The sequence below is a fragment of the Paenibacillus sp. MAHUQ-45 genome, from assembly GCF_058133325.1.
The window spans coordinates 64,835-80,262 of sequence record NZ_JBYUPV010000015.1 but is presented as its reverse complement, the minus strand read 5'-3'; the positions used below and the strand labels follow the sequence as shown (position 1 = coordinate 80,262).

The 15,428-nt window shown below is 51.3% G+C and carries 9 protein-coding genes and 1 other annotated feature; of the genes, 5 read left to right on the top strand and 4 right to left on the bottom strand.

Going from position 1 to position 15,428, the window contains the following annotated elements:
* Positions 1–33 precede the first annotated feature (33 nt).
* Positions 34–423: a cupredoxin domain-containing protein gene (locus AC3Y23_RS25430; RefSeq protein WP_379204385.1), complete on the top strand. Its 390-nt coding sequence runs from the start codon at positions 34–36 to the stop codon at positions 421–423.
* A 628-nt stretch (positions 424–1,051) separates the two neighbouring features.
* Here AC3Y23_RS25430 and AC3Y23_RS25425 read toward each other — a convergent pair.
* The 4 genes from AC3Y23_RS25425 to pheS all read right to left on the bottom strand — a co-directional run bounded on the left by AC3Y23_RS25425 (position 1,052) and on the right by pheS (position 9,652).
* The gene (locus tag AC3Y23_RS25425; RefSeq protein ID WP_379204383.1) at positions 1,052–1,882 is read right to left on the bottom strand and encodes a hypothetical protein; all 831 of its coding nucleotides are present in this window, start codon (positions 1,880–1,882) and stop codon (positions 1,052–1,054) included.
* Positions 1,883–2,021: 139 nt separating this feature from the next.
* Positions 2,022–5,903 carry a cell division protein ZapA gene (locus AC3Y23_RS25420; RefSeq protein ID WP_379204381.1) on the bottom strand — a complete coding sequence of 1,294 codons (3,882 nt, stop codon included), beginning with the start codon at positions 5,901–5,903 and terminating at the stop codon, positions 2,022–2,024.
* A gap of 198 nt (positions 5,904–6,101) precedes the next feature.
* Positions 6,102–8,546 (bottom strand): phenylalanine--tRNA ligase subunit beta, encoded by a 2,445-nt coding sequence (gene pheT, locus AC3Y23_RS25415; RefSeq protein ID WP_379204378.1) that lies wholly within the window; start codon positions 8,544–8,546, stop codon positions 6,102–6,104.
* 71 nt (positions 8,547–8,617) lie between these two features.
* On the bottom strand, positions 8,618–9,652 hold the full coding sequence (gene pheS / locus AC3Y23_RS25410) for a phenylalanine--tRNA ligase subunit alpha (RefSeq protein WP_379204376.1): 1,035 nt from the start codon (positions 9,650–9,652) through the stop codon (positions 8,618–8,620).
* A 68-nt stretch (positions 9,653–9,720) separates the two neighbouring features.
* Positions 9,721–10,014 (bottom strand) — a binding site (T-box leader).
* 240 nt (positions 10,015–10,254) lie between these two features.
* Between pheS and AC3Y23_RS25405 the strand changes: the two genes are divergently transcribed.
* From AC3Y23_RS25405 to AC3Y23_RS25390, 4 genes are all read left to right on the top strand, one after another.
* Positions 10,255–11,793: an efflux RND transporter periplasmic adaptor subunit gene (locus AC3Y23_RS25405; protein WP_379204372.1), complete on the top strand. Its 1,539-nt coding sequence runs from the start codon at positions 10,255–10,257 to the stop codon at positions 11,791–11,793.
* Entirely contained in the window at positions 11,790–12,485 is a 696-nt protein-coding gene (locus AC3Y23_RS25400; protein ID WP_066373705.1) for an ABC transporter ATP-binding protein, read from the top strand. The genes AC3Y23_RS25405 and AC3Y23_RS25400 overlap by 4 nt, the downstream gene beginning before the upstream one ends.
* The gene (locus tag AC3Y23_RS25395) at positions 12,486–13,658 is read left to right on the top strand and encodes an ABC transporter permease (protein WP_379204369.1); all 1,173 of its coding nucleotides are present in this window, start codon (positions 12,486–12,488) and stop codon (positions 13,656–13,658) included.
* Positions 13,659–14,085: 427 nt separating this feature from the next.
* A complete protein-coding gene (locus tag AC3Y23_RS25390) occupies positions 14,086–15,327 on the top strand; it encodes a diguanylate cyclase domain-containing protein (protein WP_379204474.1) in 1,242 nt (413 codons plus the stop codon).
* Positions 15,328–15,428: the final 101 nt, after the last annotated feature.

The following is a 15,428-nucleotide window of genomic DNA, read 5'->3' as shown; positions in this document are numbered from 1 at the left end:
CATTTAATCGTTCCATAGGTGAGGGGGAGCATAATGAAGTCTAAAATTGCACTTTTTCTGTCATTGTTCTGTATTCTGATTCTCGCCGCCTGCGCCAATAGCGGGAGCAACGCGGGGAGCAGCACTAACGCTGTAAAGGAACCTGAAATTCAAGCAGAGACCGAACTCGTCATCAAGGCCAAGAATTATAGCTTCGACCAAGAGGAGTACCATCTGAAGAAGGGCGTACCCGTCAAGATCATTTTTGAAAATGAAAGCGGTAATCACGGCATTCTCGTTCCCGAATTAAATCTGCAACTAAGCGGCAAAAAAAATAACAAGGTCATCGTTCCGGAAGAAACCGGAACCTTCCAAATGACCTGCTCCATCATGTGCGGCGCCGGCCACACTGGCATGGTCGCAAATGTAATCGTCGAGGAGTGAGAACTGGGAGTGGGGTTTAGCGACAGCATGCAGGAGATAGCGGCTAGGTTAGTGTGAAGGACTTAGTGGATGACAATCACGCTACATACCGTTTGACGTTTGCCTCTGGTATTTGAACAATACCCATTTTAGGGGGCAGCGTCTAGCGCTTCGGTTTAGCTTCCATTTCCAGACGTCTGCATCTCACGTTCGGCTGTAGCATCTATTTGTCTTCAATTAGCACGCATCTTATGGAATTAGCGGGAATTTATCCTGTTATTTTCTCAAATCAACCGAAATTGCTTTCCTTAACTGGAAAAACTCCTGTTATTTCGCTCCTTGGACTGCTCATTTGCTCCAACATGCGATATTAACGGGAGTTTTTCCAGTTATTCGACGCCGAACCGCTAGGGACAGTGCTGCTAAAGTCAAGAGTTGAGCTAATTACTTCAGATTAGTCGCTTCAGCTATTTACTTCAGTCTGTTACTCCAATCAGCTACTTCATTCAGTTACTCTACTCAATTACTCTACTCAATTACTCCACTCAGTTACTCCACCCAGTTACTTCGATCAGTTACTTCGATCAGTTACTTCGATCAGTTACTTCAGCAATCCAGCATAGTTAGTTACTTTAACAGACAATCCAACCTATTTCCCCTGAGCATCTTTCTGCGAGAGGATAACCTCCTTCAGCTTCTCGGTCCCGAATCCTCCCGGATGAATAGCATTGGCTTCCGCATAAAAGATCATCCGCAGCGAGGTGCCATCCTGAAGATGCACGCGCAAAAAAATCTGCCGCTCATTCTTTGTACGGCTTGTTACAGCATAGATTTCCTTGAAATCAGATGCTTTTAATCTCAAAAGCTCTTCTTCAAAGACCTTTGCCGCCTCAGGATCAAAGTACCGAATTAGGCTGCCATCAATCCCACTCTCAATACTGACTTTACTAATCCTTCCCCCAATATCGAGTAAATCGCCGACAGTGCGTGCTTGGGAATTGTCGCTCACTTCATAGATGTAATGGTTAGCCACAACCCGGTACTCGGGCCGGTATCCTTTCAGCTCATAAATCTCGGTGCCAACTGGGAGAAAAGCTGCATCTCCGTTCACCGTGATGTGGTCAGAACAAGCATTATCGTTCAGCATGTAGGCTACCTCCCCTACCTTTTTACCGACCTGATCAGCTTTAACTTCTTGTGTACCTTCATAATTCCGCTGGTATTTGATGTCGTTGATCATCAGGACATCTACCCACTCTACAATTTCGTAAGGACATTTTCGGTTTTGTTTGTTGTTTGGTTTATCGTCCCTATTCGGTTCGGATGTTGCATCTGGCCCCGCTTTATCAGTTCCCTCCACGGTTTTCGATACGGTAGCACCAGTTGATGTAGGAACACTTCCTCTCTCCACATCCACACAGCCTGAAATCATCAGAATAAGTATGACTGGTAGTAGCAAAAAATTACGCTTTAGTTTCATAAATATCACCTCGATCTCCAGACGATTTCAAGCTGGACAAAGTTGCAGAAACTGGAAGGTGAACTCATTGTTCTCCCTAAAAAAAGCCGACCCCAAACGCGTATGCGTCGGGACCGGCTTTTCTACCTTCATCCGTTATTCAACTGTCCTGCTCGATCAGTTGAATCCATTCATTATATTCAATCTGCAGCTTGGAATATTCCGCCTGCAGGCTGCGATGTTCCTGATTCAGTTTGTCCAATTCGTCCTGCTTAATCTCGGACTGAATCTGGAGCAAGCGAAGTTGGCCTTGCGCCAGTTCATAATGCTCCCCAACCTCGTTCAGCTGCTCCAGTACCTTGCTGCGTTCCTGATGTGCGGCTTCCCGCTTCGCTTCAGCCTCTGTAGCCTCCTGCTGCCAGATCTCGATCTCCTCGCGCAGCTTGGCTTCTGCCTCGGCCCACTGCTGCTGACGTGCTGCCAGCTCATCATACCTGTGCTTCCATGATTCCCCATAGTCCCGGGCTTCCTTCAGCACATCCTGCTGCTCGGCTGCCGCTGCCGCCGCTTCGCGCCCGGCCTCGGACATCTCTTCGAGGCGAACCGCCATTTCCTCACGCTCTTCCTCCAGCAGACGGAATCGCTCCTGCAGACGCTCCCCATTCTGAAGAACTTCATCGTACTGTGAGATCATGTCTTCATAACGGGCTTGAAGTCCTAACAGCTCCTTACGCACTTGCTCACCTTCACTAATCTGCACCTCGTTCAGCAGCTCTACTTCCTCACGCCGGAGAACTTCTTCATGCAGCTTGTTCGCCAAGTTGTTCAACTGGCCTCGCAGGTTCTCGATTTCGTGGTTCAGTCCCTGAGCCCTGTCTTCCGTCTCCAGGAGACTCGTTTCCAGCTCATTGATTTCTTCCACTCGCTTGTCAGCAAGCTCTCTATAAGAAGCCGCCTCACTCGCAGCACGGTCAAGTTCTTGCTGTACCTGGCTCAGATTGTCACCAGCTTCGCCAAGGGAGATCCGCAGGCCCGAAACCTCCTGCACCGAAAGATCATAACGCTCGCGCAACTCTTCCAGCTCCGAATCTAGCACCTCGCCAAGTTCCGTTGTCGAGCGCAGCTCTTCTTGGACACGGACTAAGCTATTCTTAGTTTCATCCAGAGCATCCCGCAGCACTGTTACTTCATTCTGTGACGTAGTATAACGCTGACGCACTTCTTCCAATTCAGCATCTAACATCTCGCCGAGATCTGTTGAAGACTGAAGTTCCTTCTGAATTTGGATCAGACTGCCCTTGGCTTCTTGCAGAGATTCGCGGAGCACCGCGACCTCATCTTGCGATGCTACATGACGCTGACGCAACTCCTCCAGCTCACCATCCAAAGCTTCGCCAACCTCGTTGGCTGTGCGTAATTCTTCCCGAACCGCACTCAGATTGCTCTCAGATTCCTCAAGAGAACCTTGCAGCGTCTTAACTTCCTCTTGTGAAGCAGCATACTGCTGACGCAACTCTTCCAGTTCACCATCCAACAGCTCACCTAGCTCCGAGGAAGAGCGTAGTTCTTCCTGCACACTGCTCAGGTTACCCTGGGCTTCTTGCAGAGATTCGCGGAGCCCCGCAACTTCCGCTTGTGAAGCGACATGGCGCTGGCGCAGCTCGTCAAGCTCACCATCTAATGCTTCGCCTAGCGCATTGGCTGTACGTAACTCTTCCTGCACCGCGCTCAGTTTGTTCTCTGCTTCCTTAAGAGAACTACGTAGCAACGTATCTTCCTCTTGTGAAGCAGCATACTGCTGACGCAGAACTTCCAGCTCACCATCCAACAGCTCACCTAGCTCCGAGGAAGAGCGTAGTTCTTCCTGCACACTGCTCAGGTTACCCTGGGCTTCTTGTAGAGATTCGCGGAGCCCCGCAACCTCCGCTTGCGAAGCAACATGGTGCTGACGCAACTCTTTCAGCTCAGCATCCAATGCTTCGCCAAGCTCATTGGCTGTGCGCAATTCTTCCTGAACAGTGCTCAGATTGTTCTCTGCTTCCTCGAGAGAACCACGCAGCTCCTTCACTTCTTCTTGTGAATCAGCATGGCGCTGGCGCAGCTCTTTCACTTCCTCTTGCGAAGCAGCTTGATGCTGGCGCAGCTCTTGCAGCTCAGTGTCTAACATCTCGCCCAGTTCGTTAGCTGTGCGCAGTTCTTCCTGCACACGGCCCTGAATATTCTTGGCCTCCGCCAGAGCTTCACCAAGCTCATTGGCTGTGCGCAATTCTTCCTGAACAGTGCTCAGATTGCTCTCTGCTTCCTCTAGTGAACCACGCAGCTCCTTCACTTCTTCTTGTGAATCAGCTTGGCGCTGGCGCAGTTCTGTCACTTCCTCTTGCGAGGCGTCATATCTCTGACGCAGTTCTCCCAGCTCAGCATCCAACATCTCGCCCAGTTCGTTAGCTGTTCGCAGTTCTTCCTGCACGTGGCCCTGGCTGCTCTTAGCCTCTTCCAGAGCTTCACTCAGCACCGTAACCTCCGCTTGCGAAGCAACATGGTGCTGGCGCAGCTCTTTCACTTCTTCCTGTGCATCAGCATGACGCTGGCGCAGTTCACTCAGTTCAGCATCCAATGCTTCGCCAAGCTCATTGGCTGTGCGCAATTCTTCCTGAACAGTGCTCAGATTGCTCTCTGCTTTCTCGAGAGAACCAAGCAGCCCCTTCACTTCTTCTTGTGAATCAGCATGGCGCTGGCGCAGCTCTTTCACTTCCTCTTGCGAGGCGTCATATCGCTGACGCAACTCTCCCAGCTCAGTATCCAACATCTCGCCCAGTTCGTTAGCTGTGCGCAGTTCTGCCTGAACAGCACTTAAGCCGCTCGCTGCTTCCTCAAAGGAACCGCGCAGTTCCACAGCCTCATTCTGCGAAGAATCATAACGCTGACGAGCTTCTTCCAGTTCGCTGCTGAGCGTTTCGCCAAGTTCCGTGGCTGCCTGAAGCTCTCCGCTGAGCTGTTCCTCTCGCTTGACAATAACTTCGTATTGTTCCAGCAAAGTAAGACGCGCTTCGCGTTCGCTCTTGACGCCCGCTTCTGCAGCTCGCAGTCTGGACTGGAGCTGCCCAGTACCGCCGCGTAGCTCGGCCAGCTGCTTCTCCAGTTCCTGCACATTCTGCTTGTGCCTGTGTTCCTGCGATCCCTGCGTCTGGCGCAGCTCCTTGTTCTTAGCCTGTTCCTTATCTAGCTCAACTTTTGTATCCTCAAGCTGCTTGCCCAGGGTCGACTTGGCTTCTTCAATCGCTTGTTCAAGCCGGGTCTTCGTATCCTCCAGCTCTTTGCCAAGAGATTCACGAGTTGCCGCAAGCTCTTGCTCTGCAGCAGCCAGCGCCTCCCCTTTCTCCTTCACCAGGGCCTCTTGGATGGACTCCAGTTCGAGAAGATGTGCAGTCTTCAGGTCTTCAAGCTCCGCCAGACGGGCAGCCTCTGCCTCGGCCAACTCCTGATGGCGACTCTCTCGCTGGGACGTCTGCTCCTGCTCGTAACCAGACTTCAGCTCCTTAAGTTCCTGCTCACGGGACTGAAGTTCCTCAGTCAGCTTGCGACGAGCGTCTTCTGCAGCCTGCTCCGCTTCCAGTAACTGCTGGAGATGCTGGGCCTGCTTCTGCTCCTGCGCTTCCAAATGCCGCTTGCGTTCTTCCTCTGCAGCAGCGATCAGCCGCTTCGCCTCTTCCTTCGCTGCTGCATCCAGACGTTCATGTTCCTCTTGCCGTTCCCGCTGCACCTCCAGCAGGCGCGATACCTCCACCCGTAGTTCGCTGCGTTCCCCAGTCAGCATATTAACTTCGTTCTTAATATCCTGTACCTGAAGTGCCTGTTCGGCCATATGTACAGCAGCAAGCACAGCAATGCGCGGTGTATCCAATCGATTATGGGATTTAGAGATTGCACGCATGTGTTCATCCACATAGTGTGCAACCTGTTTCATATATTCAGTGCTGCTTCCTACAAGTTTATAAGAAGTTCCGTATATCTCCACGGCGACACGTGTCCGGTCCATAGCCACAATTGTGCCCTCCTTTATATATGTGCGGATTCTAAGCTGGTTTCCTCTGCTTCCATTGTATCTGTATAGTTAAACATTTGGCAAAATGCTGCTCGAATCAGTAGATTGAACCGGGATTCCGCATGTTTGCCGCATGAAAAAAAGCCGCGGCGAATCTCGGGTTCTAAATGGATTCGCTGCGGCTTTACACAATTCCTGCTACTTTCTCAATTCTGCGCCAAAAGTTTGCTGAAGCTCGGTTAGTACCTTATCATGCACTTCTGCAACCTCTTCATCCGTCAAGGTGTGTTCATTATGACGGTACAAGAGAGAAATAGCCACGCTCTTCTTTCCACTCTCCAGCTTGCCGCCGGTATAGAGATCAAATACCTGTACGTTCTGTAGCAGACTTCCTCCGTTCTCACGAATGGAATCCAGCAATTGACCGGCTGGTACAGCTGTGTCCACAACCACCGCGATATCCCGCTCCATCCCTGGGAATCTTGGCAGCTCATGATATTGCAGCTTGTTCCGTGCCGCTTCATACAGCGGCTGCAGCGAAACTTCAGCGACATAAGTATCGGTCAGATCAAGCTTCCGCTGCAGTTCAGGATGAATCTGGCCCAGCGTTCCGATTTTGACAGTACCTTCCGTACCTTTCAGCAGGATGGAAGCAGAGCGTCCCGGATGGTAGCCTTCCGGCGCATCCCCTTCATATACCACTCGGCCAGTAAGACCCAAGTGGTCGAAGACTGTCTCCAGCGCACCCTTCAGATCGAAGAAGTCGACTGGCTGCACTGGCACGTTCCATTGTTTAGCAGCACGGGTTCCGCTCAGCAGCAGGCCAAGCATCGGCAGCTCATGCGGCTGACGAGTCAGTGTTTCTTCCTCCGTGAAGAACACATTTCCGATCTCGAACAGTGCCAGATCGCTTTGGCGACGATTCGTATTATAACCAGCAATATCAAGCAATTGCGGCAGCAGGCTCGTGCGCAGCACACTGCGCTCTTCGCTCATCGGCATTGCCAGCTTCACGGCCAGACCCTCACCTGTCAATGCAGGGAACAGCTTGCTTTGTTCCGGCTGAATGAAGGAGTAGCCAAGCACCTCCTGATATCCGCCATGCGACAGCAGGCGGCGGACTTCACGGCGGATCGCTTGCGATCTTGTCAAGGTTCCAGGAGTCGTAGGGCCTTCAATCGGCGTTGTAGGGATATTATCGTATCCGTAAAGACGAGCGATTTCTTCAATAAGATCCACATCATAGTTGATGTCACCGCGTCTTGTTGGCACTTGCACCTCAATAAGTCCTTGTGCGGCATCCCCGCATTTGAAATGCAGACGTCCGAACAGTGTTTTGACTTCCAGCAGGGACAAGTCAGTGCCAAGGTAGCGGTTCAGCTTATCCAGCGACAGCGTGATAACCTTCTCCTCCACAACGTCAGTTCCTGCTTGAATGATACCTTCATGCACTGTACCACCTGCATACTTCGCAATAAGCGCTGCTGCACGATTAAGAGCCGGAATCACTCTATTCGGGTCCACTTCCTTCTCAAAACGCAGCGAGGCTTCGGAACGAAGACCTAGCTGGCGCGAAGTTTTGCGAACCGTACCACCGTCAAACTTGGCCGATTCCAGCACGATATTCACGGTGCTATCGGTAACCTCTGTCTCCAAACCGCCCATCACTCCGGCCAGCGCCACAGCTTTTGCCGCGTCAGTAATTACCAGCATATGCGGCTCCAGCTTCCGCTCCTGTCCGTCCAGCGTAGTCAGCACTTCGTCTTCATCCGCAAGACGCACACCAAGGACGCCTCCATCGATGGTATCCGCATCAAAAGCATGCAGCGGCTGTCCGTATTCAAGCATCACGTAGTTCGTGATATCCACGATGTTGTTGATAGGACGTACACCTGCCGCCATCAGACGGTTCTGAATCCATAGCGGAGAAGCCGCCGGCTTAACACCAGTAATATAACGTGCCGAATAATGACTGCACAGCTCTTCATTGAGGATTCGGACGGAAATGTCATTCGCAGCGGAACCTCCCGCCTCTACAATATCCTTCTCTGGCTGTGGAAGCTTCAGCTCACGGCCAAGAATCGCACTCACCTCGTAGGCAGCACCAATCATGCTAAGACAGTCGGAACGGTTCGGCGTCAGGTCGAATTCCAGCACCTCGTCGTTCAGATCCAGCACCTTGGTAATGTCCAGACCAATTTCTGTGGATTCCGGCAGCACAAGAATACCTTCCTGCAATTCCTTAGGCAGTAGCTTGTCGTTCAGACCTAGCTCTTTGGCCGAACAGATCATCCCTTGGGACAACACGCCGCGCAGCTTCGCTTTCTTGATTACGAGACCCGGCAACTTGGCTCCTACAAGAGCAACTGGAACCTTCTGACCGACATCGACGTTCTTCGCGCCGCAGACGATTTGCAGATCTTCGCCCTGTCCGGCGTCCACGATGCAGACATTCAACTTGTCAGCATCAGGATGCTTTTCTTTGGATTTAACATAGCCGGTAACAATGCCGGTAATGCCTTTATTACGATTTTCCACACCGTCGATCTCAATGCCTGCAGCCGTAATCTTCTCAGCCAGCTCATCGGCGGTTACTCCATCTAGCGATATATAATCACTCAACCATGACGTTGATACTTTCATTTCGGCTCACTTCCTCTTAATTCAATGTATTTATCCCGTACAAAAGACATTGCCAGCCATCTGACAAATGCCTAGAGTCCCTTGAACTGCTTCACAAAGCTCATGTCATTGTTGTAGAAGTGACGGATATCATCGATACCGTACTTAAGCATAGCAATCCGCTCTACACCCATACCGAACGCGAAACCGCTGAATTCCTCAGGGTCATAGCCACCCATACGCAGCACATTTGGATGCACCATTCCTGCACCAAGGATTTCCAGCCATCCGCTTTGCTTACACAGACGGCAGCCTTCGCCGCCGCATTTGAAGCAGCTCACGTCTACCTCAACGCTTGGCTCTGTGAAGGGGAAGAAGCTTGGACGAAGGCGAATGCCTGTGCTCGGTCCGAACATTTCCTGCACGAATTGTTGCAGCGTGCCCTTCAGGTCGCTCATCCGGATATTCCGTCCGATCACCAGACCTTCAATCTGATGGAACTGGAAGGAGTGGGTCGCATCGTCATCATCGCGGCGGAATACTTTACCTGGACAGATGATTTTGACCGGAGCTTCTCCCTTCATGGCTTGCATCGTACGGATCTGTACCGGAGAAGTCTGGGTGCGCATAAGCAGGTCTTCCGTCAGGTAGAAGGAGTCCTGCATATCACGTGCCGGATGGTTCTTCGGCAGGTTGAGCGCCTCAAAGTTATAATAATCGGTCTCCACTTCAGGACCTTCAGCCACACGATAGCCCATGCCGATGAAAATATCCTCAATCTCCTGCACCACTCTGCTGAGCGGATGAATGCCGCCCTGCTGCAAACGACGACCTGGCAGGGTAACATCCACTTTCTCCGCTTGCAGACGGTTTTGCGTCTCCTGCTGCTGGAAAGCATCCTGCTTCGTTCCAATAATCTCTTCAATCGCACCCCGAACGAGGTTGGCGACTTGCCCGATAACCGGACGTTCCTCAGCGCTCAAGCTGCCCATGCCGCGCAGCACCTCTGTCAGTTCACCTTTTTTCCCCAGGTATTTCACGCGCAAGTCATTAAGTACCTGCGGGTCCGAGACCTCCTGCAGCTTCGCCAGCGCCTCAGCCTTCAATGCTTCCAACTTTTCTTTCATGGCCGTGTACAGCCCCCTTCAATCATTGTGTAGTCAGCCAAGCCAACAAAAAAAGGCCTTTCCTCCCGGTAAGGGACGAAAAGACCGTGGTACCACCCTTGTTAGACAGCATAGCCTGTTTGCTTCAAGAGTATAATCAACCCTCACCACAGACATTAGCCCTGTCTCACTTTATGCAGAAGTAACGGTCTGCGGCCGGTATCCCCTACCCATTTCCAGAGAACCTAAGCCTCTTAGATAATTTCAGGGAACTGCTCCGGAGTGAACTTCAGCAGCTCTGCACTCTTAGAAACGCTCTCAATCACCGGCGTCTCCTCCCTGTAAGTCAGGCACTGCGTACTCTTCTCCATCACTGCATTTGGCAGTTCTTTCAAATGTTCATGAATCTTTCCCTATGAAAAGATATGTCACTTTATTATATGCAAATTCATTGGCATTGGCAAGCCGGACAAATTTGGGCAAATCTTTATCTTCCTTTAAGCTGGCTTTAAGGTTCAAGGCCGGTTTTGGCAGCAATTTTCAGCTAGCATTCAGCCACATTTGATATTTTCTACGGCAGCAGGTCATGATCCAGAAATTTAACGATTAAACGGAGGACAACGATGAAGAAGAAGAAAGTAGCACTACTGTCCATTGGGGCAGCGGCTGTCGTAACAGCTGGATTGCTGGTATATGCCTATCTGCCTGACAAAAGCAGTGCTTTGGCAGAAGTCCCCCTCAATACGGCTACTGTAACGAAAGGCGACATTGTGGTAAGTGTTACCGGTGCAGGATCTGTCACGGCTCCCCGTACAGGCAAAGTCAAGACCAAGGATTCCGGCAAAGTTTTGAAGGTATTGGTCAAGGAAGGCGATGTCGTCAAGAAGGGACAAACTCTGATTACGTTCGAAGGAGCAGATCTCAGTGATAATCTCCGGCAGGAAAAAAACAACCTTGCCAACCTCCAGCTTGACCTCGAAGACAAGCGAGAACAATATCACAAGCTGGCTGATAGCGGTGCTCCAGAGGATCAAGTAAAAAGCTCCAAACGTTCGCTTGATAAAGCAAAGACAGATGTCGAGAACCAGCAATACAAAGTTGCCTCTGTGGAGGAATCTATGGTGCCACCTGCTCCACTGACTGCAACGATTGACGGAACCGTTACAGCGGTAAATATTGCGAACGGCGAAAAAGCCATGGATGGATCGGAACTGATCGACATTACCGATTATGCCAACCTCAGCGCTGTCGTTCAGGTTGATGAGTTGGACATTCCTTCGGTCGAGCTCGGCATGCCAGCCACCATTAAGCTGGATGCCTTGCCCGATAAGAAGTATCAGGGAAAAGTGACCGCTATTGCTAATGAAGGCACCAGCTCGGGCGGCGTGTCGCTGTTCGATGTCACGGTAGATTTGACAGACTCCAAGGGTGCACGTGCAGGAATGTCAGCGGAAGTGTCTATCACGACCGCGGAGAAAAAGGATGTTCTAACCGTACCGATTGAAGCAGTCCGGGATAGAAACGGTACCTACATGATCGCCGTACCAGCAACCTCCGGAGAGGTAGGTACCGGGGAGGGTACCGGATTCGCAGGTGCTGGACAGGCTCCAGGTAGTGCAGGCGGCGCAGCTCCCGGAACAGACGGTAGCAGTGCCAGTTCGGGCAGTACCCCTTCAGCAGGGAATCGTGGCGGCTTTGGGGGTACAGGCAGTGGAACCGGGGTTTACGGTGGCGGTGCCCGCGGAACTCGCGAGGGTATGGGGCAAGCCGGAAAAGCAGGAACCGGCACTAGAACTGGAGCCGGTACAACACCCGCCCAGCGAATGATCACTGTTGAAGTAGGCCTTCATGACGAGAGTCGCATGGAAATTACCAGCGGCCTTAAAGAAGGGGATCAAGTCGTTATTCCAACCGTCATTTCTTCCGGTAATGGAGCAGCAGCGCAACAGGTCCAAGGCGGCGGTGCCTTCGGTGGTTTCGGCGGCTTTGGCGGCGGTGCGGCCGGAGGCTTCGGTGCAGGCGGAAGAGGCAGCGGTGGCTTTGGTGGTGGTTCTGGCGGAGCCGGGGCTGGTACAGGCAGTGGCTTTAGCGGTGGGGGCTCTGGCGGAGCCAGGACTGGTACAGGCAGTGGCGGTACAGGAACTCGGGGTGGAGGTCAATGAGTACATCAGGCACGCTAATCGAGGTTAGTGACATGAGCCATGGCTATACCATGGCTGGTGAGAGGATGACGGTCCTGAAGAACCTGTCGTTCACGATAGACTTCGGGGAGTTCGTAGCAATTATCGGTCCTTCCGGTTCCGGCAAGTCCACGCTTATGAACATGCTCGGCTGCCTGGACGTTTCGGATACAGGCAGCTATCTTCTGGACGGACAGGAGATCCGCAAGCTGTCCGATAACAAGCTGGCAGCCATTCGCAACGAGAAGATTGGCTTTATTTTTCAGAGCTTCAATCTGCTTCCGAAGCTCTCAGCTGTGGAGAATGTGGAGCTTCCACTCGTTTACCGGGGACTTTCGCACCGGCAACGGCGGCAGCTTGCCGAGGAAGCCTTGACCAAGGTAGGGCTCGGTGACCGCATGCACCACCGTCCAGCTGAACTGTCCGGCGGACAGCAGCAGCGGGTGGCCATTGCGCGGGCGATGGCAGGCTCCCCGCCTATCCTGCTTGCCGACGAGCCCACCGGGGCGCTTGACACCCGGACCGGTAAGGAAGTGATGGGAATGATCAGACAACTGAACGAGCAGGGCCATACGATTATTCTGATTACGCATGATTTGGAGATCGCCGAACAGGCCAACCGCATCATACGCATACAGGATGGCAATCTCGTGGAAGATCGGAGGAAGGCGTAGGTGAAGTTATTTCAAAGCATGAGAATGGCATTAAAAAGCATCTACAGCAGCAAGGTCCGCTCTTTGCTAACCATGCTGGGGATTATTATCGGCGTCTCTTCCGTCATTATTCTCGTATCCGTTGGGCAAGGAACCACCTCACAGATTACCGAGCAGTTGAACGGGTTAGGGACCAACCAATTAACTGTCAACATCACCGGACGCGGAGCAACCACCTCCCTTACCTATGATGAAGCGCTGGCACTGGGCGATATACCAGGTATCAAGGAGGTCGCGCCGGTAATCAGCGGCAATGTGACGGCCAAGCATAATACGGATAATGTCAGTGTCTCTGTGGAAGGGATTACGCCCTCCTATGAGGATGTGAAGGATTTTCACGTCCAATCTGGACGTTTTCTGCTGGATATTGATACCCAGTATCGGCAAAAGGTAGCCCTGATCGGCTCCAGTACAGCGAATGATTTGTTCGGTACAGATAACCCGGTCGGACAGACTGTCCAATTAAATGGCATCAGCTATAAAATTGTTGGCTTGCTGGAGACCAAGGGCAGCAGCCTAGGTGGCTCCAATGACGATAAGATCCTGATTCCGATCTCTACAGCAGAACGTCAGTTACAAAGCAAAGGCGTACGTTCCATTACAATTGCTACCACTTCGGCAGATACTGTAGCTACGGTTAAAACCCGACTTGAAGGCCTTCTAGCTGCCAAATTCAGCAATGCTACCAATGCCTACACCGTATTTGATTCTCAGCAAATGCTCGATACAGTTAATTCCACAACCAATACGCTGTCGATGGCACTTGCTGGTATTGCCGGAATCTCGCTACTGGTTGGCGGTATCGGCATCATGAACATTATGATCGTATCCGTTAACGAAAGAACACGAGAGATCGGGGTCCGCAAAGCGATCGGAGCCAAAAAGCTTGATATCCTGGCCCAGTTCATGATCGAATCCGTTGTCCTTAGTGGCCTCGGCGGGATCATCGGTGTCGGAATTGGTGTCGGGGGCAGCTGGCTGCTCGGTACCTATTCCCCTCTGTCGGTATCCATCGCTTGGAACATGGTGCTGGCATCGTTCCTCTTTTCCCTGTTGATCGGTGTGGTCTTCGGAATGATGCCTGCGAATAAGGCTGCAAGACTGCGGCCGATTCATGCTCTTCGTATTGACTAAGCAAATGCAAAAGTCTAAAGACTAAGGACTGGTTAAGTCAACTGTCACCTTCCATGAAGATGGGTGGGTGGCAGTTTTTTTGCGATTAGATGGACAATCCTCTACACCATTTGGTTATAAAACGATGTACTAGGTCTCAGGAACCGGAATATGAATAAGGCAATATGAATTTTAGAGCAGATGAAACAATCCTCCTTGCTGCTTCCCGCAAACATTACATAATAGATAAACCTATATGTGAGATATGTAAATTCTGGTATAGTAAAGAAAACTACCATTTGTACTGGTTAATATGATGAAACTAAAACCGCCGCTGCGAATATGTTTGAGCATATAATGGAATTCATCACATTTCACAACCAACAGCCGTGTTAATTATGCGCGTACTCAATTTGTCCTATGCGGGGAGTGAATGAAATTGGCTGATATGTACGAAGTTAGCATAAGAAGAAAACTAATTTTATTATTCTCCTCTATCTCTGTGCTTCTGATCGGCATCAGCATCGCTTCACTGGTCTATTTAAATAGCACCATCAACAAGCTATCCGGTTTCCTGGACAGCAGTCTGTACCATAGCTCCGAACAAATCCCGAGCACTGACCGTGATCTCCATCAGGCAGCGCTCAACCCTGCCGAACAGATGCGTCAAGAATTCCAAATAAAGAAAATCATACTTTTTGCACTGTTCACACTTCTGCTATCCGGACTCTTATTAATCATTGTTTATCTGGGCCGCAAAATCCTTACCCTCCAAAATGAAAAACTCGAGGAACAGAACCTCTATCAGTTAATCGGTGAGAAAATGTCTGACTTCATTATTCTGACCGATCCGAATGGCCTGATCCTCTACGCTTCCCCTTCCCATTCAGTCATTCTGGGCTATGTTCCACAAAAAGGCGCCCCCCTGTCCAATTATATCCGTGAGCCGGAGATCGCCTGGGCCAAGTTGAAAAGCGTTGTTCAGGGCACGCCTCGGACTTCCGAGCTACGCATGCGTGGGTCCGAGGGGCATTGGGTATGGCTGGAGACCAAAGTCACGCCCGTGCAGGGTAGTGGTGCTTTTCCAGCGCAATTCATGCTAGTATCCCGGGAAATCACCCAGCGGAAGCAATACGAAGAACGACTGCACAAGTTAGCCTTCTATGATCATCTGACCTCCATCCCAAATCGAGCCCATTTCATCATGTACATGGAAAAGCTGATCTCGCAGCCGCCGGAACGCAGGCAGGAGGTTGCCCTCGCAATGCTCGACTGCGACCGGTTCAAGCAGCTTAATGACACATTGGGACATCTTGCTGGTGACGAGTTCCTGCAACTACTCTCGGGGGAGCTGCAGCAGACGGTCAAAGGCGTAGGCCAGGCCTTCCGAATCGGCGGAGATGAATTCGCAGTGGTACTACATCGCTTCAACAACCCTGAGAGACTTGAGGAAACGTTGAAGCGGATACTTCAACTGTTCAGCAAATCATGGTCTTTACAGAATAGTCCCGGCTTCCACACTTCAGCCAGCATCGGCGTAGCGCTCTATCCGCAGCATGGCAACACGGTCAATGAACTGCTGCATGCCGCCGATGTTGCGATGTACTACTCCAAGAACTGCGGCGGTAATCAGTCCAACATCTACAAACAGAATATGGAAGAAGAATATGCCGAGCAGAAGAATGGCTGAGGTGGCAGCAGCTTACTTCTGTCCAACATGTAAAAGGCTGTTCCCCGGACCATTATTACGATAGGTCCGGGGAAACAGCCTTTTTTGCTTAACTTTCCCCT

Bases quoted from the DNA above. Each gene is read 5' to 3' on its own strand.
- AC3Y23_RS25400 (WP_066373705.1), top strand. From the start codon at position 11,790: ATGAGTACATCAGGCACGCTAATCGAGGTTAGTGACATGAGCCATGGC.
- AC3Y23_RS25405 (WP_379204372.1), top strand. From the start codon at position 10,255: ATGAAGAAGAAGAAAGTAGCACTACTGTCCATTGGGGCAGCGGCTGTC.
- pheS (WP_379204376.1), bottom strand. From the start codon at position 9,652: ATGAAAGAAAAGTTGGAAGCATTGAAGGCTGAGGCGCTGGCGAAGCTG.
- AC3Y23_RS25425 (WP_379204383.1), bottom strand. From the start codon at position 1,882: ATGAAACTAAAGCGTAATTTTTTGCTACTACCAGTCATACTTATTCTG.
- pheT (WP_379204378.1), bottom strand. From the start codon at position 8,546: ATGAAAGTATCAACGTCATGGTTGAGTGATTATATATCGCTAGATGGA.
- AC3Y23_RS25430 (WP_379204385.1), top strand. From the start codon at position 34: ATGAAGTCTAAAATTGCACTTTTTCTGTCATTGTTCTGTATTCTGATT.
- AC3Y23_RS25390 (WP_379204474.1), top strand. From the start codon at position 14,086: ATGTACGAAGTTAGCATAAGAAGAAAACTAATTTTATTATTCTCCTCT.